The following is a 21,863-nucleotide window of genomic DNA, read 5'->3' on the forward strand; positions in this document are numbered from 1 at the left end:
TCCGCGGGCCGGCAGGCCCGCCGTGATGTCCGAGGAGTACGCCACGACAGACCAGTCCATCGACCCCGCCGGGAACGGCCAGACCTCAGACCGGGAATCCCCTTCGGCACCGCAGGGACCCGCACGCCCCAAGGCGACGCCCGCCCCGACCACCCCGTCCATGGCGTCCACCCCGCCGGGCCCGGCCACCGCGCCCCCTGCGGCCCCCGCGTCCCAGGCGGTGCGCGAGGCGACGGCCGCCGGGGCGGACGAGGCCGCCAAGGCCGCCGGTGCGAGCGCCGAGCCGGGGAGGCCCGCCGCCGTTCCGCTGCTCGAACCGCGTGAGGGCGTCCCGCCGGTGGTCGTCGACGTCCCGGGTTTGGAACGTGTCATCGAGGCGTTCGCCGCCGGGTCCGGCCCGGTCGCGGTGGACGCCGAGCGGGCGTCCGGCTACCGGTACGGGCAGCGCGCCTACCTCATCCAGCTCCGCCGGGCCGGCGCCGGCACCGCGCTGATCGACCCGATCGCGCTGCCCGACCTGTCCGGGCTGGACGCGGCGCTCGAAGACGCCGAGATGGTGCTGCACGCCGCCAACCAGGACCTGCCCTGCCTGGCGGAGGTCGGCCTGGTGCCGCGGCGGCTGTTCGACACCGAGCTGGCCGGACGGCTGCTCGGCTACCCCCGGGTGGGGCTGGGCTCCATGGTGGAGAACATCCTCGGCTTCGTCCTGGAGAAGGGGCACTCGGCCGCCGACTGGTCCACCCGTCCGCTGCCGGAGGACTGGCTGCGGTACGCGGCGCTGGACGTCGAGCTGCTGGTGGAGCTGCGCGACGAGCTGGACGCCCGGCTGCGCGCGGCGGGCAAGCTGGAGTGGGCGCTGGAGGAGTTCGCGGCGATCCTTGCCACACCGCCACGTGCGCCCCGTCCGGACCCGTGGCGCCGCACGTCCGGCATCCACCGCGTGCGCAACCGCCGGGCGCTGGCGGTCGTCCGCGAGGTGTGGGAGACCCGCGACAGGATCGCCCAGGAGCGGGACCTGTCCCCTGGGCGGGTCCTCCAGGACGCCGCGATCGTCGAGCTGGCCCTGAACACGCCGAAGAACACGGCCGAGCTGCAAGCCCTGCCCGCGCTGCGCAATCGCGGCGCCCGCCGTCACCAGTCGGCCTGGTTGCGGGCGGTGTCCCGGGCACGGGCGCTGCCCGACCGGGCGTTGCCCGAGGCCAACCTGCCCGGTGACGGGCCGCCGCCCGCGCACCGGTGGGCCGAGCGCGACCCCGAGGCGGCCAAGCGGCTGACCGCGGCCCGCGCCGTGGTGTCGGCCCTGGCCGACGAGCACACGATGCCCAGCGAGAACCTGTTGCAGCCCGACTTCGTCCGCAGGCTGGCGTGGACGCCGCCGGAAGAGTGCACGACCGAGGCGATCCGCTCGGCGCTGCTCACCCTCGGAGCGCGCGCCTGGCAGGTCGGTCTCGTCGCCAAGCCCCTGGCGAAGGCCCTGCAACGGGTGGAGTGCGAGCGCGACCGCTAGCCCGCGTTCAGAAGGCGGTTTTGCCTCCCATGGCCAGGGCCAGCTTGCGGAAGGGCGCGGCCTCGTCGGCGCGGCTCTGCCGCTCCAGCGTCCTGGCCAGCACCTCGTGCGCCCAGGCGTTGCACGGGTCGAGCTCCACCAGCCGGCGGAACGTCGCCTCCGCCCGCGAGAGCTGGGCGGAGTGGTAGTAGGCACGGCCGAGCAGCTCGATCACGCTGCGGTTGCCGGGCTGCTCTTCGGCCAGCGGCTCCAGGATCCGCGCCGCCTCGGCGGGATCGCGCATCTCGAAGTACAGCCTGGCCCTCTCGTAGGTCTCGAAAAGCTGCTCCATGCCCGGCGCAACCGGTCGCGCCCTCCGCGTATTCCGCGGGCTCACAGATCGGGGAGGGGGTCGCGGGGCAGGCTGTCCCGGGCGAAGATCTCGGTGTCGGCGGCGTTGATGACCGGCACGTACTCGTCGTCCACCGCGAAGAACGCCCCCGCGAACTCGAAGGACGCGCCGCTGCCCGTCTCCACCGGGCCGATCCTGGTGCCCCGCGGGTAGGTGCCCCACACGCTGCGCGGCCTGGCCCCGCCGAGCGACCCGGTGGAGATCACCGCGATCTGCTCGTCGGTCACCACGAAGATGAACCCGGCGCCGCCCCCGTACGTCATCGCGGGGAAGATGTAACGGATCTCCCTCTCGATGCCCAGGAACTCCCGGCATCGGTCGCGCAACGGGCGTGGGACCGGCATGGCGGCGGGAACCTCCCCCGGGGACGGGTCTCCTCGACCGAATCAATCATGCACCGCTCCCTGAGATCATCGCCAGCGTCGGCCGCACGGCCGCCACGCCGCCGCGCACAGGGCCGCACAGGGGCCCTGTGCACCTCATACGCCCCACCTCCTACGGCAGTCTCACACGCCCGCCAGCGCCACGGTCGGCGCCAGCCGCGCCGCGCGCATCGCCGGGTAGAGCCCGGCCATCGTGCCGATCGCCAGCGTCGCGGCGAGCGCGCCTCCGAGCGCCCACAACGGGACGACCGGCGGCCACCCCCGGTACAGCGCGAACGCCACCGTGACCGCCGTGCCGAGGACGGTCCCGGCCGCGCCGCCCAGCGCCGACAGCAGCAGCGACTCGGCCAGGAACTGGACGCGCACCTGGCCGCGGGTGGCGCCCAGCGAGCGGCGCAGCCCGATCTCCCGGCGCCGCTCCAGGACGGAGATCACCATCGTGTTGGCGACGCCGACCCCGCCGACCAGCAGCGCGACCGCGCCGAGCCCCAGCAGCAGGTTGGTGAACGCGCCCGCTGCCGCCGCCCTGGCCTCCAGCGCGTCCGATGGGCGGCTCACCTCCACCTCCTCGGGGTTGCGCGGGTTGATGGTGCGTCCCAGCACGGCGCGGACGTCCTCCACCGCGTCGTCGGCCGACCGCTCGTACACGGTGGTGGGATGCCCGTCGAACCCGAGGTAGGTCCTGGCCGCCTCCCAGCCGACCAGCGCGGACCGGTCGACCTCGGGGGCCAGCTCGGCGGGGCCGAGCACGCCGAGCACGGTGAACCACCGGCCGCCGATCCACACGCGCCCGCCCGCCCGGTCGAAGCCGAGCCGCCGCGCCGCCTCCGCGCCCAGCACCACGCCGGGGTAGCGCGCGGTGGCGGGATTCAGCCAGGCGCCGTGCCGCACCGGCACGTCCAGCGTCGCGAGCAGCCCCGTGGAGGCGGCCCGCACGGAGATCCCGTGCGTGATCTCGTCCGGGATCCGGTCGGTGCGGCGCACGGTCGCCTCGACCGTGCCGAGCGCGCCGACCTCGGTGACCGGGCCGATCCGGGCGACCATCGCGGGCGCCGACTCCGGCAGCCGCGCCGCCTCGCCGAACAGCGTGCTGCCCGGCTTGGCCGTCAGCAGGTTGGTGCCGAGCCGGTCCAGCCGCCGCATCAGGTCCTCCTTGCTGGACGAGGAGATCCCGATGACCGCGACCATCGTGGCGATCCCGATGGCGATGCCCAGCGCGGACAGCACCACCCGGGCCGGCCTGGCGCGCAGCCCGCCGAGGCCCGTGCGGACCACGTCCCGTCCGCTCAGCCGCGCCGGGACGAGCGGCGGCAGCGGCGTCACCCGGCTCATCGGGCCGTCACCTCCGCCCGCTCGTCGGCGACGATCCGCCCGTCCCGCACCCGGACGCGGCGCGGCGCGGCGGCCGCGACCTCCGTGTCATGCGTGATGATCGCGACGGTGGTGCCGGTGCCGTGCAGGTCGCGCAGCAGGTCCAGCACCTCGGTCCCGGACGCGGTGTCGAGGTTGCCGGTCGGCTCGTCGGCCAGCAGCAGGTCCGGCTCGCCGACCACGGCCCGCGCCACCGCGACCCGCTGCCGCTCGCCTCCCGACAACTGGTCGGGACGGTGCCCGGTGCGATGCCCGAGCCCGACCCGTTCGAGCGCGGCGGCGGCGCGCTCCCGGCGCTGCCGCAACGTGTTGCGCGAACCGCCGTTCCCTCCGTAGAGGAGGCCGTCGGCGACGTTGTCCAGCGCGCTGACCCCGACCGCGAGGTGGAACTGCTGGAACACGAACCCGATGTGCCTCGCGCGCAGCGCCGACAGCTCCCGGTCCGGCAGCTCGGCGACCTCGTACCCGGCGATGCGGACGGCGCCCTCGCTGGGCCGGTCCAGCGTCCCGATCAGGTGCAGCAGGGTCGACTTGCCCGACCCGGACGGCCCCACGATGGCGGTCATCTCCCCGCGTCCGATCACCAGGTCCACGCCGCGCAGCGCCCGCACGCCGCCCGGGTACGTCTTGGCGACCCCGGCCAGCTCGACGATCGGCTCACTCACCGGCGGGCACCCCGACCCTCATGCCCGCGGCCAGCCCCGGCCCGCTGATCTCGACCCGGCCGCCGCCGAACGCGCCGGTCGTCACCGGGACGATCCGCCTGCCCGCGCCCTCGACCACCTCGACGCCGAAGCCGCCCTCGCGCAGGCCCAGCAGCGCCTCGATCGGGACGGACAGGACGCCCTCGCGCCGCTCGCTCTCCAGCTCCACCGTCACCGGCGCCTGGTCGAGCCGCCCGGCGTCGGCGTTCCGGTCGAGGGTGATCTCCACGTCCACCGTGGTCCTGGGATTCTGCTCGGTGCCGGTCTCCTCCGCGACCGTGCCCACCGACGCGATGCGGCCCGCGACGACCGTGCCGCCGGGCAGCTCGACCGACACCCTGGCGCCCTTGACCGCCATGTCCTGCTTGTCGGCGTCCAGGTTGATGTGCACGATCCGCCGGGTCCCCGCCACCGTCATCACCGGCTGCCCGGAGGCGACCCGCTTGCCCTCCGGGGCCTTGACGGTCTTCACGCGCACGGCGCCGGGCAGGAACACGACCTGCTTGGCGTCCACGCGCCCCGTCTCCTCCAGGCCCCTGTCGTCCTGCCACTCCTTGATGGCGGCCTCGGTGGCGACGGTGAACTCGCCGTCCACCGTCAGGCCGTCGCCGTACCCGAGGGCCTTCAGGTTGGACTCCAGGGCCTTGACGTCCGCCCCGTCCGAGACGCCCGGCCCGATCGTCCGGTACATGGGCGTCCCGCCGTACATCAGCGTGACGGGCCGGTTCTGCACGCGCACCAGGGGGTCGCCGCGTTCGATGACGGCGCCTTGCGACGGCGCCCAGGTGACCACGCCGGAGGCGCCGACCCACACGTCCCGCTCTCCCTCGAAGGTCAGGGTGCCGTCCACCTTCTCGGTGTCGACCAGGTCCCCCTTGGTGACGAGGGCCGTCGACAACCGCACGTCGCCGCCCTGCGCCCGCGCGTCACCGTCGTCCCCGATCAGGGCGAACGCGGCACCGCCCCCGGCGACCACCGTCACGGCCGCCCCGACCGCGAGCATCCGCCTCACCGGCCCACCTTCCGGCGGATCTCCTGGAGGTGGTGGCCGCACAGCGGGCGCGCCTTCTCGAACGCCGCGCGGTCGCGGCCCAGCAGTCCCCCGAACCCCTCGCCGGGCTTCGGGTCGGGGATGTCGATGCCGTTCCGGCGGGCGCACTGCGCGAACTTCACCATCGCGTCCCTGATCTCCGGGTCGTCCGGGTCGATGGTCATCCCGGAGGCCTCCAGGAAATGGCGGCATGCCTCAAGCGCGGCCTGGAGCTTCCGCCGGTCGCCCCCGGGTCGCAGATCCGTCCGGAGGTTCCGGTCGGGCTGCGGGTCGGGCATGTCGATCCCGTTCCTCCGCATGCACTGCGCGAACTTCAGCCGCGCGTCCTCCGGCCTGAGCGACGCCGACGCCTGGGCCGACGCCCTGGCCGCCGTTCCGTCCGCGCTGGCCACCCCGCCACCGTCCTCCTCACCACCGCACCCGGCGAGCCCGACGAGCAACGCAACGATGAGGCACAGCGACCATGCCCGAGTTCTCATGTCCACCTCCCCGCCGGGAGCACGGCGCCCCCGGCGGCCCCCCATTGCAGCCACCAGGGGGTTAAGCCCGCATTAGGTGCCGGAGGGGCGGGCGCACGGATCAAAACGCTTGAAGGTTCAACTTGTGGCTGGCCTGTTGTCGCCAGGACGGCGGGGGGCCATGGGCCTGTGCGGAGGGGCCGCTACGCGCAATCTTGGCAACATGAGATCGCGACTGATGCTTCTCGCTCTGATGGCCGGGCTCGTGGTCCCCGTGGGCGGCGCCGCGCACGCGAGCGGTGGCAGGCTCCCCGACCGGATCCCACTGCCGAACGGGTTCCAGCCCGAAGGAATCGCGACCGGGCACAAGACCTACGCCTACCTGGGGTCGCGGGTGGACGGCCGGATCTGGCGGGCCGACCTGCGCACCGGGAAGGGCACGGTGTTCAGCCCCGGTCCCGGAACGCCGTCGCTCGGGCTGAAGATCGGCAACGGGCTCCTGTACGTCGCGGGCGGCACCGGCGGCGACGCCCGGGTGATCGACCTGCGCACCGGGAAGATCCTCAGGCGGCACGTGCTGACCACCGGCACCGCGTTCATCAACGACCTGGTGCTCACCCGGTCCGGCGCGTTCGTGACCGACTCGGCGAACCCGGTGCTGTACCGGCTGCCGCTGGGCGTCCACGGGAAGGCCACGTCGGTGCCCCTGAGCGGCGACTGGGTCCAGGAGGAGGGCACCAACGCCAACGGGATCGTGCAGACCCCCGACCGCAGGTCGCTGCTGGTCGTCCAGTCCAACACCGGGCGGCTGTTCACGGTGGACCCCAGGACGGGCCACGCCAGGCTGGTCGACCTGGACGGCGAGTCCCTCCAGTTCGGGGACGGGATGCTGCTGGTCGGCAGCACGCTGTACGTCGTCCAGAACCGGGACAACGTGATCGCCGTCCTGAAGGTCGCCAAGGACGGCCGCAAGGCGCGGGTCGTGGAGCGGATCACCGATCCGGACTTCGACGTGCCGGCGACCGTGGCCCGGTTCGGCGGGCGGCTCTACCTGCCCAATGCCCGGTTCACCACGCCGCCGACCCCGGAGACCCCCTACGACGTCGTCTCGGTCAAGCCCTGAGGACCCGCGGGCTTACCCACGTTTAACGACGTCTCGGGCATGCTCCGGGACATGCGTGTACTGATCGTCGAGGACGAGCGGATCCTCGCGGACACCATCGCCGAGGGGTTGCGCGAGGAGGCGATCGCCGTCGACGTGGTCTACGACGGCGACGACGCCCTGGAGCGGACCTCCCACACCGGGTACGACGTGGTGGTCCTGGACCGGGACCTGCCCACCGTGCACGGCGACGAGGTCTGCCGTGAGCTGGCGGGGCGCCACCCCGGCCGCATCCTGATGCTGACCGCGGCCGGGGACGTCGCCGCGCGGGTGGACGGGCTGGCGCTGGGCGCCGACGACTACCTGCCCAAGCCGTTCGTGTTCAGCGAACTGGTCGCGCGGGTGCGGGCGCTGGGACGGCGCTCGGCGCCGGCCGTCCCGCCGGTCCTGGAACGGGCGGGGGTGCGGCTGGATCCGCACCGGCGGACGGTGGAACGGGACGGGCGGCCGCTGCGGCTCACCAAGAAGGAGTTCACGGTCCTGGAGGAGCTGCTGCGCGCCGACGGCGGCGTGGTCAGCGCGGAGACCCTGCTGGACCGCGCCTGGGACGAGCACATCGACCCGTTCAGCAACATCGTGCGGGTGACGATGGCGACCCTGCGCAAGAAGCTGGGCGACCCGCCGGTGATCGAGACGGTCACCGGCGCCGGGTACCGGCTGGAGGGAACGCCGTGATCGCCCTGCTGAAGGCTCCGGCACGGATGCTGCTGAGGACCGTGGCGCGTCGGCGTCCGCCGCGGCTGAGCGTGCGGGCGCGGCTGACGCTGGTGTACGGGTCGCTGTTCCTCGTCTCGATCGCGGTGCTGGTCACGGTCAGCTATGTGCTGACCGCCCGCGCCATCGACGAGCGGGTGGGGGGAACGCTGTCGCCGATCCAGCCCCGTCCGGGGGTGCTGGAGCGGCTCCTGGGCGACAGCGACCGGGCGGCCGCGCTGATCGAGGCCAGGGAGGAGCTGAACCGCCAGTTGGAGGAGCAGAAGCGGGAGGTGCTGGCGCAGCTCCTCCAGACCTCGCTGCTGATGCTGCTGGTGTTCGGCGCGCTGACCGTCCTGGTCGGGTACGTGGTGTCGGGCCGGATGCTGCGTCCGCTGCACCGGGTGACCGCGACGGCGCACCGGCTGTCGCAGTCCAACCTGCACGAGCGGATCGCGCTGGACGGCCCGCAGGACGAGATCAAGGACCTGGCCGACACCTTCGACCGGATGCTGGACCGGCTGAGCCGGGCGTTCGACGCGCAGCGCCGGTTCGTCGCCAACGCCTCGCACGAGCTGCGCACCCCGCTGACGATCAACCGCACGGTGCTGGAGGTGGCGATCGCGAGCCGGAAGAACCCGCCGGAGACCAAGGCGCTGGCGGACGTGCTGCTGGGCAACACCGCCCGGCACGAGCGGCTGATCGAGGGGCTGCTGACGCTGGCCCGTTCCGAGCGCGAGCTGTCGACGCGCACGCCGACCCCGCTGGCCGACGTGGTGCGCAGCGCGCTCGACCAGATGGAGGATCCGCCGACCGGCATCGAGGTGGAGGCCGAGCTGGATGCGGGCACGGTCGGGGGCGACCCGGTGCTGCTGGAGCGGTGCGCGGTGAACCTCCTGGAGAACGCGGTGAAGTACAACGTGCCGGGCGGCCGGGTGTGGGTGCGGACCGGCAGGCGCTCCGGGCTCGCCGTGCTCAGCGTCGAGAACACCGGCAGGCCGGTGCCGTCCTACGAGGTCGAGCGGATCTTCGAGCCGTTCCAGCGGCTGCGCACCGACCGGGTCGGCTCGGCTCAGGGGGCCGGGCTCGGCCTGTCGATCGTGCGGGCCGTGGTGGACGCGCACGGCGGGACGATCCAGACGGTGCCGCGCCAGGACGGCGGCCTGGCGATCACCATCGCGTTCCCGGACTACGTGGCGAGCAGCGCGTCGGCGGTGGCGGTGCCCGCGATGTCGGCGACCGGTCCCTGGTAGAGGATCTGGCCGCCGTGCGCGCCGGGGCCGGGTCCGAGGTCGATCATCCAGTCGGCGTGCCGGATGACGTCGACGTCGTGCTCGATGACGACCACGGTGTGGCCCCGGTCGACGAGCCGGTCCAGGACGTCCAGCAGCCCGGCGGTGTCGCGCAGGTGCAGGCCGGTGGTGGGCTCGTCCAGGACGTACAGGGCCGGTTCGGTGGCGTCCCGCAGCTCCTTGGCGATCTTGAGCCGCTGGCTCTCGCCGCCCGACAGGGTCGTCAGCGGCTGCCCGAGGCGCAGGTAGCCGAGCCCGACGCGGTCGAGCCACCCCAGTGCCGCCGCGATCCCGTCGTCGGGCAGCCGTCCGAGCGCCTCGCCGATCGTCAGCTCGTCGATGTCGGCGATGGACAGCCCGTTGACCCGGTGGCGCAGCACCTCGGCGGTGAAGCGCCGTCCCTGGCACGTCTCGCAGACGGTCTCCTGACCTTCCATGAAGGCCAGGTCGGTGTGGATCACGCCGAGTCCCCTGCATCCGGGGCAGGCGCCTTCCGAGTTGGCGCTGAACCAGCCGGCGGGCAGGCCGCTCCGCCTCGCGAACAGCCGGCGGATGGGCGGCGCGATGCCGGTGTAGGTGATGGGCGTGGAGCGCCGGTTGGCGCTGACCGGCCTCTGGTCGATCAGGATCGCCCCGTGCTGCGCGACCAGTTCCGCCGCGAGGCTGGACTTGCCCGACCCCGCGACCCCGGTGAGCACCGTGAAGACCCCGGCGGGGATGTCGACGGTGAGGTTCTTGAGGTTGTTGCGGGTGGCGTCGCGCACCGTGATCGCGCCGGTGGCCTCGCGCCGGCGCGTACGGGCGGGCCTGCGCGTGGCGAGGGCCGCGGAGGTGGCCGTGCGCGCGGTCTTCAGCTGGTCGAAGGTGCCCTGGAAGACCAGTTCCCCGCCGTCGCCGCCCGCGCCGGGCCCGATCTCGACGATCTGGTCGGCGATGGCCATGACCGCCGGGTCGTGCTCGACGACGAGCACGGTGTTGCCCTGGTCGCGAAGCCGCAGCAGGAGGGCGGTCATCGACGCGACGTCGTGCGGGTGCAGGCCCACGGTCGGCTCGTCGAACACGTACAGCATCTCGGTGAGGCTGCTGCCGAGGTGCTTGACGGTCTTGATCCGCTGCGATTCGCCGCCGGACAGGCTCGTGGTGGCGCGGCCGAGGTGCAGGTACCCGAGCCCGATCGTGATCATGGCGGCGAGCCGGTCCCGCAGGGCCGCGACGACGGGGGCGACGGCGGGGTCGGTCACCCGCTCGACCAGCCCGGCCAGCTCGGTGATCTCCATGCGGGCCAGCTCGCCGATGGTGTGCCCGAGCACGGTGGCGGTGCGGGCGGGCTCGTTGAGCCGGTCGCCGTGGCATTCGGGGCACTGCTGCGAACGGGTGAACCGGGCGATGGTCTCCTGCTTGCTCTCCGACAGGTTGTCGGAGGTGTGCAGGTAGATGCGTTCGAAGCGCTCGACGATGCCCTCGTAGTCGGCGGCCGGTCTGGTGCCCAGGCGCGCCGCGTGCTCCCCGCCGTAGAGCAGGGCCCGGCGCTCGTCCTCGGTCCAGTCACGGAGCGGGGTGCGGACGTCGAAGGTGCCGATGTCGGCGTACTTGGAGTACCAGTAGCCGCCGTTGCCGAACCCGGGCAGCAGGATCGCGCCCTCCTCCAGGGACCTGTCCAGGTCGAGGAACCGGTCGACGGCGCTCACCACGACCTGGCCCAGCCCGGAGCAGGTGGTGCACATGCCGGCCGGGTCGTTGAACGAGAAGCGGTTCGACTCGCCGACGTGCGGCGTGCCGGCGCGTGAGTACAGCAGCCGCAGGTAGGTCCAGGTGCCGGTGATGGTGCCGACCGTGGAGCGCGCGTTCCCGCCGATCCTGCGCTGGTCGATGACCACCACCGGCGACAGCCCGCTGATCTCGTCCGCCTCGGGACGGGGCCGGCGCGGGAGCCGGTTGCGGGTGAACGGCGGGAACGTCTCGTTCAGCTGATGCCCGGCCTCGGCCGCGATCGTGTCGAACACCAGCGAGGACTTGCCCGACCCCGACACGCCCGCGAACACGACGAGCCTGCCCCTCGGGACGTCCACGTCCAGCGCCTTGAGGTTGTTGGTCCGGGCGCGCCGGATCCGGATCGTTCGCGTTGCCATGCCATCGACGCTAGATCCGGATGCGGTCAGAATCTGACCGCGATTACGAGATACTGGACGTATGGCGGACATCACCCAGCGTATCCTCGCCCTGCTCACCACCCTTCAGACGGGACGGTCGTTCAGCGGCGAGGAACTGGCGGCACGCCTCGATGTCAGCCCGCGCACGCTGCGCCGGGACGTGGACCGCCTGCGGGCCTACGGCTACCCCGTCCAGACGCGGCCGGGTCCCGGCGGTCACTACCGGCTGACCGCGGGCACCGCCATGCCGCCGCTCGCGCTGGACGACGACGAGGCGATCGCGACGCTGCTCGGCCTGGCGACCCTCGCGTCCACCGGCGGCTCCGCCGGCGGAAGCGTGGACGAGGCGGCGACCCGCGCCTACGGCAAGGTCGACCAGTACCTTCCCAAGCGCCTCCGCCACCGGGCCGCCCAGTTGCGGGAGAGCCTGGAGATCGGCACCTCGTTCGCCCCGAGCACGAGCGCCGGGCACCTGGCGGACCTGGCCGAGGCCATCCAGCGCCGCCTGGTCGTCACCTTCGACTACTTCGGCAAGGACGGCGCGGTCACGTCCCGCAGGGTCGAGCCGCATCGCGTGGTCCACTACCGCCTGCGGTGGTCGGTGCTGGCCTGGGACACCGGCAAGGACGACTGGCGCATCTTCCGCGTGGACCGCATCAACCGCCTTCAGACGTCCACCACCACCTTCACGCCACGCCCGCTGCCCGCCGAGAGCGCGCTGGACTACCTGAGGCAGGGGCTCAACAAGCCGCGCACGCGGGTCGTGCTCACCATCGAGGCGCCCCTTCACGCGGTCGCCGACGCCTTCCGGCACCAGGACGCCGAGCTCACCGCCAGGGGCGACCGCCGGACGGAGGCCGTTCTGAGGCTCGACACATGGGAATGGCTGGTGCCGAGCCTGGCCTTCCTCGGCGCCGACTTCACCGTGCACGAGCCGGCCGGGTTCCGGACCGCCCTGGCCGCCTTCGGCGAGCGCCTGATCGCGGGCACGCGTTCGGAATCAGCGATTACTGACGAGTAGGATTGGCTTGTTACTCCCGAGTAGAGAGGGCGCGCCGTGCCTCGTACCGCACGTGACGTCGTGTTCGTCGACGGCGTACGCACACCGTTCGGCAAGGCAGGACCCAAGGGGATCTACGCGGAGACGCGCGCCGACGACCTGGTGGTCCGCGCGATCCGCGAGCTGCTGCGCCGCAACCCGTCCCTCCCGCCGGAGCGGGTGGACGAGGTCGCCATCGCCGCCACCACCCAGACCGGCGACCAGGGCCTGACGATCGGCCGCTCCGCCGCCGTGCTGGCCGGGCTGCCCACGAGCGTGCCCGGCTACGCCATCGACCGGATGTGCGCGGGCGCGATGACGGCCGTGACCACCGCCGGGGCGGGAATCGCGTTCGGCTCCTACGACGTGGCCATCGCCGGCGGCGTCGAGCACATGGGCCGGCATCCGATGGGCGAGGGCGTCGATCCCCACCCGCGGTTCCTGGCCGACCGGCTGGTCGATCCGTCCGCACTGGTCATGGGCTCGACCGCGGAGAACCTGCACGACCGCTTCCCGCAGATCACGAAGGAGCGGGCCGACGCCTACGCGGTGCGCAGCCAGCACAAGCTGGCCGCCGCCTACGCCGCGGGCAAGATCCAGCCCGACCTGGTGCCCGTCGCGGTCCGGTCGTCCGAACGGGGCTGGGGGCTGGCCACCGAGGACGAGCCGCCGCGTCCCGACACCACGATGGACGGTCTGGCCGGGCTGAAGACGCCGTTCCGGGTGCACGGCAACGTCACCGCGGGCAACGCCGCCGGGCTGAACGACGGCGCCACCGCCTGCCTGATCGCCGCCGAGGACGAGGCCCGCGAGCTGGACCTCACCCCGCGGATGCGGCTGGTCGACTTCTCGTTCGCGGGGGTGGAGCCCGAGGTGATGGGCGTGGGCCCGGTGCCGGCCACCGAGAGGCTGCTCGCCCGCAACGCGCTCACCATGGACGACATCGGCCTGATCGAGATCAACGAGGCGTTCGCCGTCCAGGTGCTGGCGTTCTGCGAGCACTTCAAGATCGACGACGACGATCCCCGGGTGAACCCGTGGGGCGGCGCGATCGCGGTCGGCCATCCGCTGGCCTCCTCCGGCGTCCGGCTGATGAACCAGCTCGCCCGGCTCTTCGAGGAGCGCACGGACGTCCGGTACGGGCTGACCACCATGTGCGTCGGCATGGGGATGGGCGGCACCGTCCTCTGGGAGAACACCAACTGGGAGGGCGCCAAGTGAGCACCGCGGTCAACGAGCTCTTCTCCGGCGAGGTGGTGACCCGCGCGCTCGTCCGCGACGTGACGCTGCCGCGCGACGCGGGCACGCTGGCGCTGATCACCCTCGACAACGGGCACGACCACACCAAGCCCAACACCTTCGGGCCCGCCGGGCTGGCCGAGCTGAACGCCGCCCTCGACACGGTCGCCGCCCGCGACGACATCGTGGCCGTCGGCATCACCGGCAAGCCGTTCGTCTTCGCCGTGGGCGCCGACCTCAAGGGCGTCCCGCTGATCCGCACCCGCGAGGACGCCAAGGCCATCGCCAGGCTGGGCCACGACGTGTTCCGGCGCCTGGGCGAGCTGGACGTGCCGTCGTTCGCCTACGTCAACGGCGCGGCGATGGGCGGCGGCGTCGAGGTCGCGCTGCACTGCACGTACCGGACGATCTCCTCGGGCGTCCCCGCGGTGGCGCTGCCCGAGACCTTCCTCGGCCTGGTGCCCGGATGGGGCGGGACGTACCTGCTCCCGCGCCTGATCGGCGCGGCCGGGGCGCTGCGGGTCATCATCGACAACCCGCTCGCCCAGAACCGGACGCTCACGGGCGGGCAGGCGTACGAGCTGGGCATGGCGGACGCGCTCCTCGACTCGGCCGGCTTCCTGGAGGAGTCGCTGGCCTGGACCGCCACCGTCCTCAGGGGCGAGCTGACGGTCGAGCGCGAGCCCGTCGACACCGGCAAGGCGTGGGACGACGCCGTCGCGCAGGCCCGCTGGACGGTTGAGGGCAGGCTGCACGGCGCGGCCCCGGCCTTCACCCGCGCCCTCGACCTGGTCGAGGCCGCCAAAGACCGGACCCGCGACGAGGGCTTCGCCGCCGAGGACGAGGCCCTGGCCGACCTCATCATGAGCGACGAGCTTCGCGCGGGACTGTACGCGTTCGACCTCACCCAGAAGCGCGCCAAGCGGCCCGCCGGGGCGCCTCCCAAGGACCAGGCCCGTCCCGTGACCAAGGTCGGCGTGGTCGGCGCCGGTCTGATGGCCTCCCAGCTCGCGGTGCTGTTCGCCCGCCGCCTGGAGGTCCCGGTCGTGCTCACCGACCTCGACCGCGAACGCCTCGACAACGGCGTCGGCCACGCGCACGCCGAGATCGGCAGGCTGCTCGGCAAGGGACGTCTGTCGCCCGACAAGGCCAACCGCCTCACGTCGCTCATCACCGGGTCGCTGACCAAGGACGCCTTCGCCGACGCCGACCTCGTCATCGAGGCCGTCTTCGAGGACCTGGACGTCAAGCGGGCGGTGTTCGCCGAACTGGAGGAGCACGTCTCACCCGAGTGCGTGCTGGCGACCAACACCTCCTCGCTGTCGGTCACGGAGATGGCCTCCGGGCTCCGGCACCCCGAGCGGGTGGTGGGATACCACTTCTTCAACCCGGTGGCCGTGCTCCCGCTGCTGGAGATCGTGCGCGGCGCGGAGACCGACGACGCGACCCTGGCCACCGCGTTCGAGACCGGCAAGCGGCTGAAGAAGTCCTGCGTGCTGGTCAAGGACGCGCCCGCGTTCGTGGTCAACCGGATCCTGCTGCGGCTGATGGTCGAGATCATTCAGACCGTGGAGGAGGGCACCCCGATCGAGGTCGCCGAGCGCGCCGTCGCCCCGCTCGGGCTGCCGATGCCGCCGTTCGTCCTGCTGGGCCTGGTCGGACCGGCCGTCGCGCTGCACGTCAACGAGACCCTGCACGCCGCCTTCCCCGAACGGTTCCCGCTGTCGGAGCGGTTCGCCAAGTTCGTGGCTTCGGGCAAGACCGGCGTCTACCGTCCCGACCTCACCCTCGACCCCGAGGCGGTCGAGATCCTCAGCGGCGGGACCTCGCCGTCCACCGAGGAGCAGGTGCTGGACCGCGCGCTGCGCGGCCTCGCCGAGGAGATCCGGATCATGCTGGACGAGGGCGTGGTGGCCGCGCCGCAGGACATCGACCTGTGCCTGCTGCTCGGCGCCGGATGGCCGTTCCACCTGGGCGGGATCACCCCGTACCTGGACCGCGCCGGAGTGAGCGAGCGGGTGAACGGCGCCCGCTTCCTGGAGCCGGGCGTGGCCTCGCTACCGCGCTGACCACCAGGCGTTTCACGACAACACGGGCGTTCCGGATGTCACCTTCGGGACGCCCTTGTCGTGTCTTCCTCCCAAAGCGGCCGGTGGGGGGTTTCGACCGCTCACAATCGGTGAGCATAGGCGCGTACCTGGCCCCCGCCGAGGAGGACGGCGTGTCCCTGTTCCGCACGAAGAGCGTCGAGGACTCGATACGCGACACCGAGGCCGAGAGCCCCGAGCACCGGCTGCGCCGGGAGCTGTCGGCCGCGGACCTGACCGTGTTCGGCATCGGGGTGATCATCGGCACCGGGATCTTCGTCCTGACCGGCCAGGTCGCCAAGGACAAGGCCGGACCGGCGGTCGCGCTGTCGTTCATCCTCGCCGCCATCGTGTGCGGGCTGGCCGCGCTGTGCTACGCCGAGTTCTCCTCCACCGTCCCGGTGGCGGGCTCGGCCTACACCTACTCCTACGCCACGCTCGGCGAACTGCCTGCGTGGATCATCGGCTGGGACCTGATCCTGGAGCTGGCGCTGGCCGCCGCCGTGGTCGCGGTGGGCTGGTCCGGATACGCCGCCTCGCTGCTGGACTCCTGGGGCTGGACCATCCCGGCGGACTGGGCCAACCCGCCGGGCGAGGCCGGCGGGATCCTCAACGTCCCCGCGATCCTGCTGGTGCTGGCCGTCACCGCGGTGCTGGTGGCCGGGGTGAAGATCTCCTCGCGGGTGAACGCGCTGATCGTCGCGGTCAAGCTGTTCGTGGTGCTGCTGGTCATCGTCGCCGGGATGTTCTACGTCAAGGCCGACAACTACACCCCGTTCATCCCGCCGTCGCAGTCCACCCCCAACGTCGAGGGAGGCAAGGCGCCGTTGATCCAGGTGCTGTTCGGCATCACCCCGGTCAGCTTCGGCTGGCTCGGCGTGTTCGCCGCGATCGCCGTGGTGTTCTTCGCCTACATCGGCTTCGACATCGTCGCCACCGCCGCCGAGGAGGCCCGCCGCCCGCAGCGCGACCTGCCCATCGGCCTGATCGGCTCGCTGGTCATCACCGCCGTCCTGTACGCGCTGGTGTCGCTGGTGGTGGTCGGCATGCAGAACTACACCCGGCTGAGCGACGCCGCCCCGCTCGCCGACGCGTTCAAGGCGGTCGGCAGCCCCGGCTTCGCCACCGTGATCAGCATCGGGGCGGTGGCCGGGCTCACCACGGTGGTGCTGATCCTGCTGCTCGGGCAGAGCCGGGTGTTCTTCGCGATGAGCCGGGACGGGCTGCTGCCCGAATGGCTGTCGGCCGTCCACCCGCGGTTCGGCACCCCGTACCGGTCCACCATCCTGATGGGCGTGATCGCCGCCGTGCTGGCCGGGTTCATCCCGCTGGCCGCGCTGGCGGAGCTGGTCAACATCGGCACGCTGTTCGCGTTCCTGGTCGTCTCGATCGCCGTCGTGGTGCTGCGCCGCACCCGTCCCGACCTCCACCGCGGGTTCCGCGCGCCGCTCGTCCCCGTGGTGCCGGCGCTGGCGGTGCTGGGCTGCCTGTTCATCATGGTCAACCTGCCGGTGGAGACCTGGATACGGTTCCTGGTCTGGCTGGGCGTCGGCTTCGTCGTCTACTTCTTCTACGGCCGCCGGCACAGCCATCTGGACACCGCCGCCAAGATGGGCGAAGGCCCGGTGATCGGCCCTAAAGATCCCGTCGCCTGAGAGACCGCCGATCGGCTGAGGCACAATGGCCCGCATGGCTGCTCCTCCGCGTGTCGCAGTGATCGGCTCCGGGCCCGCGGGCCTGTACGCCGCCGAGGCCCTGGTCAAGCAGACCGACGGGAACGTGAGGGTGGACGTCTTCGACCGGCTGCCCACGCCGTACGGCCTGGTCAGATATGGCGTCGCCCCGGACCACAAGTCGATCAAGTCGATCGCCCGGTACCTGCAGCGGGTGCTGGAGAACCCCGCGGTGCGGTTCTTCGGCTGCGTGGAGCTGGGCCGCGACCTGACCCGCGCCGACCTGCTCGGCTGCTACGACGCCGTGCTGTACTCCACCGGCGCGATGGTCGACCGGCGCCTCGGCGTGCCCGGCGAGGACCTGCCGGGCAGCGTCGCCGCCACCGACTTCGTCAACTGGTACTGCGGCCATCCCGACGCCGCCGACCACGTCTTCGACCTCACCGCCGAGGAGGTCGCGGTCATCGGCGTCGGCAACGTGGCCGTGGACGTCGTGCGGATCCTGGCCAAGACCGCCGACGAGCTGCGCGAGACCGATGTCCCCGAGCACGTGCTGGACGCGCTGGCGGCCAGCCGGGTCACGCGGATCCACATGATCGGGCGGCGCGGCCCGGCGCAGGCCAAGTTCACCACCAAGGAGCTGCGCGAGCTGGGCGAGCTTCCCGGCGTCGGCGTGCACGTCCGTCCTGAGGACATGGACCTCGACCCCGCGAGCGCGCGGCTGGCCGAGTCCGACCGGCAGGCGCGCGGCAACGTCAAGGTCCTGAACGGCTGGACCGCCGAGCCCGACCCGGCCCTCCCCCGCCGCATCGACGTGCGGTTCTGGCGCGCGCCCGCGGAGATCCTCGGCACCGGGCGGGTGGAGGGCCTGCGGCTGGAGCGCACGACGCTGGACGAGTCGGGACGTGTCCGCGGCACCGGCGAGCACGAGACGCTGCCCGTCGGCCTGGTGCTGCGGTCGGTCGGCTACCAGAGCGTGGCGCTGGACGGCGTCCCGTTCGACGACCGCGCCTCCGTCGTCCCGAACGCGGCCGGGCGGATCCTCGGGCCGGACGGCGCGCCGATCCCGCGCGAGTACGTGGCGGGCTGGATCAAGCGCGGACCCACCGGGGTCGTGGGCACCAACAAGTCCGACGCCGCCGAGACCGTGCGCAACCTGCTGGAGGACTTCGACCCCGACGGCCCGCGTCCCGGCGGCACCATCGAGGACCTGCTGGAGTCGCGCGGGCTGCGGGTCGTCACCTACGACGACTGGCTCAACCTCGACGCCGCCGAGATCGAGCTGGCCCGTTCCCTGAGCCGCGGCGAACGGGTGAAGCTGGCGCGCTGGGACGCGATGTGCGCGGCCTGCCATCCGGAGTGACCGCCCCCGTGAAAGGGAGATCGGCGCGGGTCGGCGCGGGTCAGAGCATGGTCCTGCGCAGGATCGCATGTTTGAACTAGTGACGTAGACCTCTACAGAGCGCTACGGTGCGCGTGTGACCGGCGGTCCAGAGCTGTACGGATTCCCCCCTCCGGAGCGGCTGCCCGATCTGCGGTGGCTCGGCCCCGACTACGTGTCCGTACTCGTCTACGACCTGACGCAGGGGTTGCTGCGCCAGGATCCCGGCACGCGCGTCATGGGCGTGCGGTGCGAGGGAGATCCAGAGCTACGCGCCACCGTCGACACCACCGGTGTCATCCGCGCGCACGACGCGTCGTTCCCCTTGCAGGTGTTCGTCCAGGACGGGGCGGGCCGCCCATGGCGGTTGCGCGGCCGGTGGACCTACTCCGGCCGCGACCTCGGCACCGCCACGGCGACCATCACCCACTACTGGCAGCTGGGCTCGGCGGAGGGCGTGTAGCCGCGTCCGCTATTTCCGCCGGCCGTCTCTGTCCGACGGTCCTCCAGCCCCCGTCGCCAGCCACGAGGCGAGCACGGACGCGGCCCCGTCGCCGAACGCCTGGTTGCTGCCGTAGCTCTCGACAGAGCCGGACGAGCCGGGCTTGGTGCGGATGGTCGTCATGGCCTGGCCGCGCTTGAGACTCACGCCGCGCAGGACGAACCGTACGTTCTGCCCGGCGAGTTCGATCAGCGCCGGCACCCGGTCCCGTCCGCCCCAGGTGATGACGGAGTCGCGGCCCTCGATGACGGTGTCCCTGGTGATCGGCGGCAGCGCGGAGTTCTTGCCGTGCCGCTTGGTCACGACGTAGGTGCAGTTGGGCACCAGCGCGATCCGGCCGCCCGCCCTGATCGCGCGGGCCAGCGCGGTGTCCGCGGCGCCGCGCGCGCAGGGCACGTGCGCCACCGCCTCGTCGTCGGGCGCGGCCGTCCACGGCTGCGCCGGCCGTGTCTGCGGCGACTGCCCCGCGGACGCCTGCTGCCGCCGCGGCCGTTCGGGCGCCGCCGTCGCCGCCGAGGACATCGCGGTCACGGCCGCCAGCACCACCACCGGCATGGTGCGGCGCAGGCCAACCCCCAGGTTCGTGTTGTCACCCATGTGCTCCCCCGTCCTGCCGATCCATAGAGGCCGGATACCTAGAGCCTCGGTACGCTCGCACAACGTAATCGGCGGCGATCGGGAGACGACGCTCCGGCACACGGGAGGCGACCTTCCCATGACGCGGACATGAGACGGTCTTTCCCGCGGGCCGGAGACGGCCTGGGGCGTGGTCAGTCGGACGGGGCGGGCTCGCGTGCCTCGGACGAGGCGATCCGGCTCACGGCGGCGATGATGTCGCGGGCCAGCGCCTGCGGCGTCAGCCCCAGATCGTCCAGGATCATCGCCCGCTTGGCGTGGTCGAGGAACTCCTGCGGGATGCCGAACGTACGGACCGGCACGTCCACGCCCGAGTCGCGCAGCAGCCGGGCCACCGCGTCGCCCACGGCGCCGACCCTGCCGTTGTCCTCGACGACCGCGACCATGCTGTGCCCGGCCGCGGCTTGCACCAGCTCGGGGTCGAGCGGCTTGACCCACCGGGGGTCGACCACGGTGGCGCCGATGCCCTGCGCGGCGAGCCGTTCCCCCACCTCGACCGCGGGGGTGGCCATCGCGCCCACGGCGACCACCAGCACCCGGGTGCCGTTGGCACCGTCGTGCCGGGCCAGCACGTCCATGCCGCCGAGCGCGCCGACCGCCTCGACGTCGTCCGCCACCGGGCCCTTGGGGAAGCGCAGCGCGGTGGGGCCGTCCTCGACCGCCACCGCCTCGCGCAGCAGCTCGCGCACGCGGGCGCCGTCGCGCGGCACCGCGATCCGCATGCCCGGCACCAGTTGCAGGATCGACAGGTCCCACATGCCGTTGTGGCTGGGGCCGTCGTCGCCGGTCACCCCGGCACGGTCCAGGACGAACGTGACCGCCTGCTTGTGCAGCGCCACGTCCATCAGCACCTGGTCGAAGGCCCGGTTGAGGAACGTGGCGTAGATCGCCACCACCGGGTGCAGGCCGCCCAGCGCCAGCCCGGCCGCGGAGGTCACCGCGTGCTGCTCGGCGATGCCCACGTCGTAGATCCGGTCCGGGTACGCCTCGGCGAACGCGGCCAGCCCCACCGGGTGCAGCATCGCCGCGGTGATCCCCACGATGTCGTCGCGCTCGGCGCCGAGCGCCACCATCTCCTCGCTGAACACGTTGGTCCAGATGCGGCCCTTGGGCTTCTGCACGCCGGTCTTGCGGTCGTACGGGCCGGGCGAGTGGAACTGCTCCTCGTCGTCGTTCTCCGCGGGCGCGTAGCCGTTGCCCTTACGCGTGATGCAGTGGACGATCACCGGGCCGCCGAAGTCGTGCGCCTTGCGCAGGGCGTGCTCGACGGCCTGCTCGTCGTGGCCGTCGATGGGCCCGACGTACTTCAGGCCGAGGTCCTCGAACATCGCCTGCGGCTGCAGGATGTCCTTCAAGCCCTTCTTGATGCCGTGCAGCGTCTCGTACGCGGCGTTGCCGACGACGGGAGCGCGCGGCACCGTCTTCTTGATGAGCTCCAGCGCGTGCTCGTAGGTCGAGGTGACCCGCAGGTCGGCCAGGTGGCGGGCCAGCCCGCCGATGGTGGGCGAGTAGGAGCGGCCGTTGTCGTTCACCACGATGATGACGCGGCGGTCGCGCCCCTCGGCGATGTTGTTCAGCGCCTCCCAGCACATCCCGCCGGTCAGCGCGCCGTCCCCGACCACCGGGACCACCACGCGGTCGGTCTCGCCGCGCAGCTCGAACGCCTTGGCCAGCCCGTCGGCGTACGAGAGCGCGGTGGAGGCGTGCGAGTTCTCGATGACGTCGTGCTCGGACTCGGCTCCGCTCGGGTAGCCCGACAGCCCGCCGCGCTGCTTCAGCAAGGAGAAATCGTGCCGGCCCGTGAGCAGCTTGTGCACGTAGCACTGGTGGCCGGTATCGAAGAGGATCTTGTCGCGGGGCGAGTCGAACACGCGGTGCAGCGCGATGGTGAGTTCGATCACTCCCAGGTTGGGTCCGAGGTGCCCGCCGGTCTTCGCCACGGCGTCCACCAGGAACTCACGGATCTCCTCGGCGAGCAGGGGCAGCTCCGTGGCGTCCAGTCGCTTGAGGTCCTGCGGACTCCGGATCGACTCCAGCAGAGACACGCGCGTCAACTCCTCCATCAGGGGCCCTGCCGTCGCTCTTCGGGCGAAGCCCCCGAGGGCTGGGGGTCCGCCCCAGGGGCGACTCTGACCCTGGTCCGC

General features: G+C 72.5%; 19 protein-coding genes. 10 read left to right on the plus strand and 9 right to left on the minus strand.

The genetic code is table 11. The annotated features are described in order from the left end of the window. Positions 1-160 precede the first annotated feature (160 nt). On the plus strand, positions 161-1,507 hold the full coding sequence (locus ACGWYJ_RS20640) for a ribonuclease D (RefSeq protein ID WP_395107889.1): 1,347 nt from the start codon (positions 161-163) through the stop codon (positions 1,505-1,507). Positions 1,508-1,514: 7 nt separating this feature from the next. Here the strand turns inward: ACGWYJ_RS20640 and ACGWYJ_RS20645 are convergent, their stop codons facing one another. From ACGWYJ_RS20645 to ACGWYJ_RS20670, 6 genes are all read right to left on the minus strand, one after another. Then, on the minus strand, positions 1,515-1,838 hold the full coding sequence (locus ACGWYJ_RS20645) for a tetratricopeptide repeat protein (RefSeq protein ID WP_395107799.1): 324 nt from the start codon (positions 1,836-1,838) through the stop codon (positions 1,515-1,517). Positions 1,839-1,879: 41 nt separating this feature from the next. Beyond that, complete coding sequence (locus ACGWYJ_RS20650; RefSeq protein WP_395107800.1) at positions 1,880-2,242, minus strand: hypothetical protein; 363 nt, start codon at positions 2,240-2,242, stop codon at positions 1,880-1,882. A 162-nt stretch (positions 2,243-2,404) separates the two neighbouring features. Beyond that, the gene (locus tag ACGWYJ_RS20655; RefSeq protein ID WP_395107801.1) at positions 2,405-3,613 is read right to left on the minus strand and encodes an ABC transporter permease; all 1,209 of its coding nucleotides are present in this window, start codon (positions 3,611-3,613) and stop codon (positions 2,405-2,407) included. After that, on the minus strand, positions 3,610-4,317 hold the full coding sequence (locus ACGWYJ_RS20660) for an ABC transporter ATP-binding protein (protein WP_395107802.1): 708 nt from the start codon (positions 4,315-4,317) through the stop codon (positions 3,610-3,612). The genes ACGWYJ_RS20655 and ACGWYJ_RS20660 overlap by 4 nt, the downstream gene beginning before the upstream one ends. After that, positions 4,310-5,359 carry a peptidoglycan-binding protein gene (locus tag ACGWYJ_RS20665; RefSeq protein ID WP_395107890.1) on the minus strand — a complete coding sequence of 350 codons (1,050 nt, stop codon included), beginning with the start codon at positions 5,357-5,359 and terminating at the stop codon, positions 4,310-4,312. The genes ACGWYJ_RS20660 and ACGWYJ_RS20665 overlap by 8 nt, the downstream gene beginning before the upstream one ends. A 5-nt stretch (positions 5,360-5,364) precedes the next feature. Next, positions 5,365-5,886, minus strand: coding sequence for a hypothetical protein (locus ACGWYJ_RS20670; RefSeq protein ID WP_395107804.1), 522 nt, complete (start codon positions 5,884-5,886; stop codon positions 5,365-5,367). A gap of 202 nt (positions 5,887-6,088) precedes the next feature. On the opposite strand from ACGWYJ_RS20670, the gene ACGWYJ_RS20675 reads away from it, so the two are divergent. The 3 genes from ACGWYJ_RS20675 to ACGWYJ_RS20685 are packed head-to-tail and all read left to right on the plus strand — an operon-like array spanning position 6,089 to position 8,973. After that, entirely contained in the window at positions 6,089-6,988 is a 900-nt protein-coding gene (locus ACGWYJ_RS20675) for an SMP-30/gluconolactonase/LRE family protein (protein WP_395107805.1), read from the plus strand. A 51-nt stretch (positions 6,989-7,039) separates the two neighbouring features. After that, a complete protein-coding gene (locus tag ACGWYJ_RS20680) occupies positions 7,040-7,702 on the plus strand; it encodes a response regulator transcription factor (RefSeq protein ID WP_285695249.1) in 663 nt (220 codons plus the stop codon). Beyond that, positions 7,699-8,973 (plus strand): sensor histidine kinase, encoded by a 1,275-nt coding sequence (locus ACGWYJ_RS20685; protein WP_395107806.1) that lies wholly within the window; start codon positions 7,699-7,701, stop codon positions 8,971-8,973. The genes ACGWYJ_RS20680 and ACGWYJ_RS20685 overlap by 4 nt, the downstream gene beginning before the upstream one ends. Here the strand turns inward: ACGWYJ_RS20685 and ACGWYJ_RS20690 are convergent. Then, on the minus strand, positions 8,910-11,141 hold the full coding sequence (locus ACGWYJ_RS20690; protein ID WP_395107807.1) for an ATP-binding cassette domain-containing protein: 2,232 nt from the start codon (positions 11,139-11,141) through the stop codon (positions 8,910-8,912). The two genes, ACGWYJ_RS20685 and ACGWYJ_RS20690, sit on opposite strands and share 64 nt — an antisense overlap. A 61-nt stretch (positions 11,142-11,202) precedes the next feature. On the opposite strand from ACGWYJ_RS20690, the gene ACGWYJ_RS20695 reads away from it, so the two are divergent. The 6 genes from ACGWYJ_RS20695 (at position 11,203) to ACGWYJ_RS20720 (ending at position 19,044) form a co-directional block, all read left to right on the plus strand. Beyond that, positions 11,203-12,183: a helix-turn-helix transcriptional regulator gene (locus ACGWYJ_RS20695; protein ID WP_395107808.1), complete on the plus strand. Its 981-nt coding sequence runs from the start codon at positions 11,203-11,205 to the stop codon at positions 12,181-12,183. Between the two features lie 36 nt (positions 12,184-12,219). Further along, complete coding sequence (locus ACGWYJ_RS20700) at positions 12,220-13,422, plus strand: thiolase family protein (RefSeq protein ID WP_395107809.1); 1,203 nt, start codon at positions 12,220-12,222, stop codon at positions 13,420-13,422. After that, positions 13,419-15,509 (plus strand): 3-hydroxyacyl-CoA dehydrogenase NAD-binding domain-containing protein, encoded by a 2,091-nt coding sequence (locus ACGWYJ_RS20705; protein WP_395107810.1) that lies wholly within the window; start codon positions 13,419-13,421, stop codon positions 15,507-15,509. Before ACGWYJ_RS20700 ends, ACGWYJ_RS20705 begins: the two co-directional genes overlap by 4 nt. 152 nt (positions 15,510-15,661) lie before the next feature. Next, complete coding sequence (locus tag ACGWYJ_RS20710; RefSeq protein ID WP_395107891.1) at positions 15,662-17,182, plus strand: amino acid permease; 1,521 nt, start codon at positions 15,662-15,664, stop codon at positions 17,180-17,182. Between the two features lie 34 nt (positions 17,183-17,216). After that, positions 17,217-18,563 (plus strand): FAD-dependent oxidoreductase, encoded by a 1,347-nt coding sequence (locus tag ACGWYJ_RS20715; RefSeq protein ID WP_395107812.1) that lies wholly within the window; start codon positions 17,217-17,219, stop codon positions 18,561-18,563. A gap of 115 nt (positions 18,564-18,678) precedes the next feature. Next, positions 18,679-19,044 (plus strand): hypothetical protein, encoded by a 366-nt coding sequence (locus ACGWYJ_RS20720; RefSeq protein ID WP_395107813.1) that lies wholly within the window; start codon positions 18,679-18,681, stop codon positions 19,042-19,044. A 9-nt stretch (positions 19,045-19,053) separates the two neighbouring features. Here the strand turns inward: ACGWYJ_RS20720 and ACGWYJ_RS20725 are convergent, their stop codons facing one another. After that, a complete protein-coding gene (locus ACGWYJ_RS20725) occupies positions 19,054-19,680 on the minus strand; it encodes a hypothetical protein (RefSeq protein WP_395107814.1) in 627 nt (208 codons plus the stop codon). Positions 19,681-19,853: 173 nt separating this feature from the next. Then, positions 19,854-21,764, minus strand: coding sequence for a 1-deoxy-D-xylulose-5-phosphate synthase (gene dxs / locus ACGWYJ_RS20730; protein WP_395107815.1), 1,911 nt, complete (start codon positions 21,762-21,764; stop codon positions 19,854-19,856). Between the last annotated feature and the right edge of the window lie 99 nt (positions 21,765-21,863).

The organism is Actinomadura sp. SCN-SB (assembly GCF_043906805.1).
Taxonomy (GTDB): domain Bacteria; phylum Actinomycetota; class Actinomycetes; order Streptosporangiales; family Streptosporangiaceae; genus Spirillospora.

Coding starts and splice junctions, on each gene's coding strand:
- ACGWYJ_RS20665 (WP_395107890.1), bottom strand. CDS start 5,359: ATGCTCGCGGTCGGGGCGGCCGTGACGGTGGTCGCCGGGGGCGGTGCC.
- ACGWYJ_RS20725 (WP_395107814.1), bottom strand. CDS start 19,680: ATGGGTGACAACACGAACCTGGGGGTTGGCCTGCGCCGCACCATGCCG.
- ACGWYJ_RS20640 (WP_395107889.1), top strand. CDS start 161: ATGGCGTCCACCCCGCCGGGCCCGGCCACCGCGCCCCCTGCGGCCCCC.
- ACGWYJ_RS20690 (WP_395107807.1), bottom strand. CDS start 11,141: ATGGCAACGCGAACGATCCGGATCCGGCGCGCCCGGACCAACAACCTC.
- ACGWYJ_RS20645 (WP_395107799.1), bottom strand. CDS start 1,838: ATGGAGCAGCTTTTCGAGACCTACGAGAGGGCCAGGCTGTACTTCGAG.
- ACGWYJ_RS20680 (WP_285695249.1), top strand. CDS start 7,040: ATGCGTGTACTGATCGTCGAGGACGAGCGGATCCTCGCGGACACCATC.
- ACGWYJ_RS20650 (WP_395107800.1), bottom strand. CDS start 2,242: ATGCCGGTCCCACGCCCGTTGCGCGACCGATGCCGGGAGTTCCTGGGC.
- ACGWYJ_RS20670 (WP_395107804.1), bottom strand. CDS start 5,886: ATGAGAACTCGGGCATGGTCGCTGTGCCTCATCGTTGCGTTGCTCGTC.
- ACGWYJ_RS20655 (WP_395107801.1), bottom strand. CDS start 3,613: ATGAGCCGGGTGACGCCGCTGCCGCCGCTCGTCCCGGCGCGGCTGAGC.
- ACGWYJ_RS20715 (WP_395107812.1), top strand. CDS start 17,217: ATGGCTGCTCCTCCGCGTGTCGCAGTGATCGGCTCCGGGCCCGCGGGC.
- ACGWYJ_RS20675 (WP_395107805.1), top strand. CDS start 6,089: ATGAGATCGCGACTGATGCTTCTCGCTCTGATGGCCGGGCTCGTGGTC.
- ACGWYJ_RS20695 (WP_395107808.1), top strand. CDS start 11,203: ATGGCGGACATCACCCAGCGTATCCTCGCCCTGCTCACCACCCTTCAG.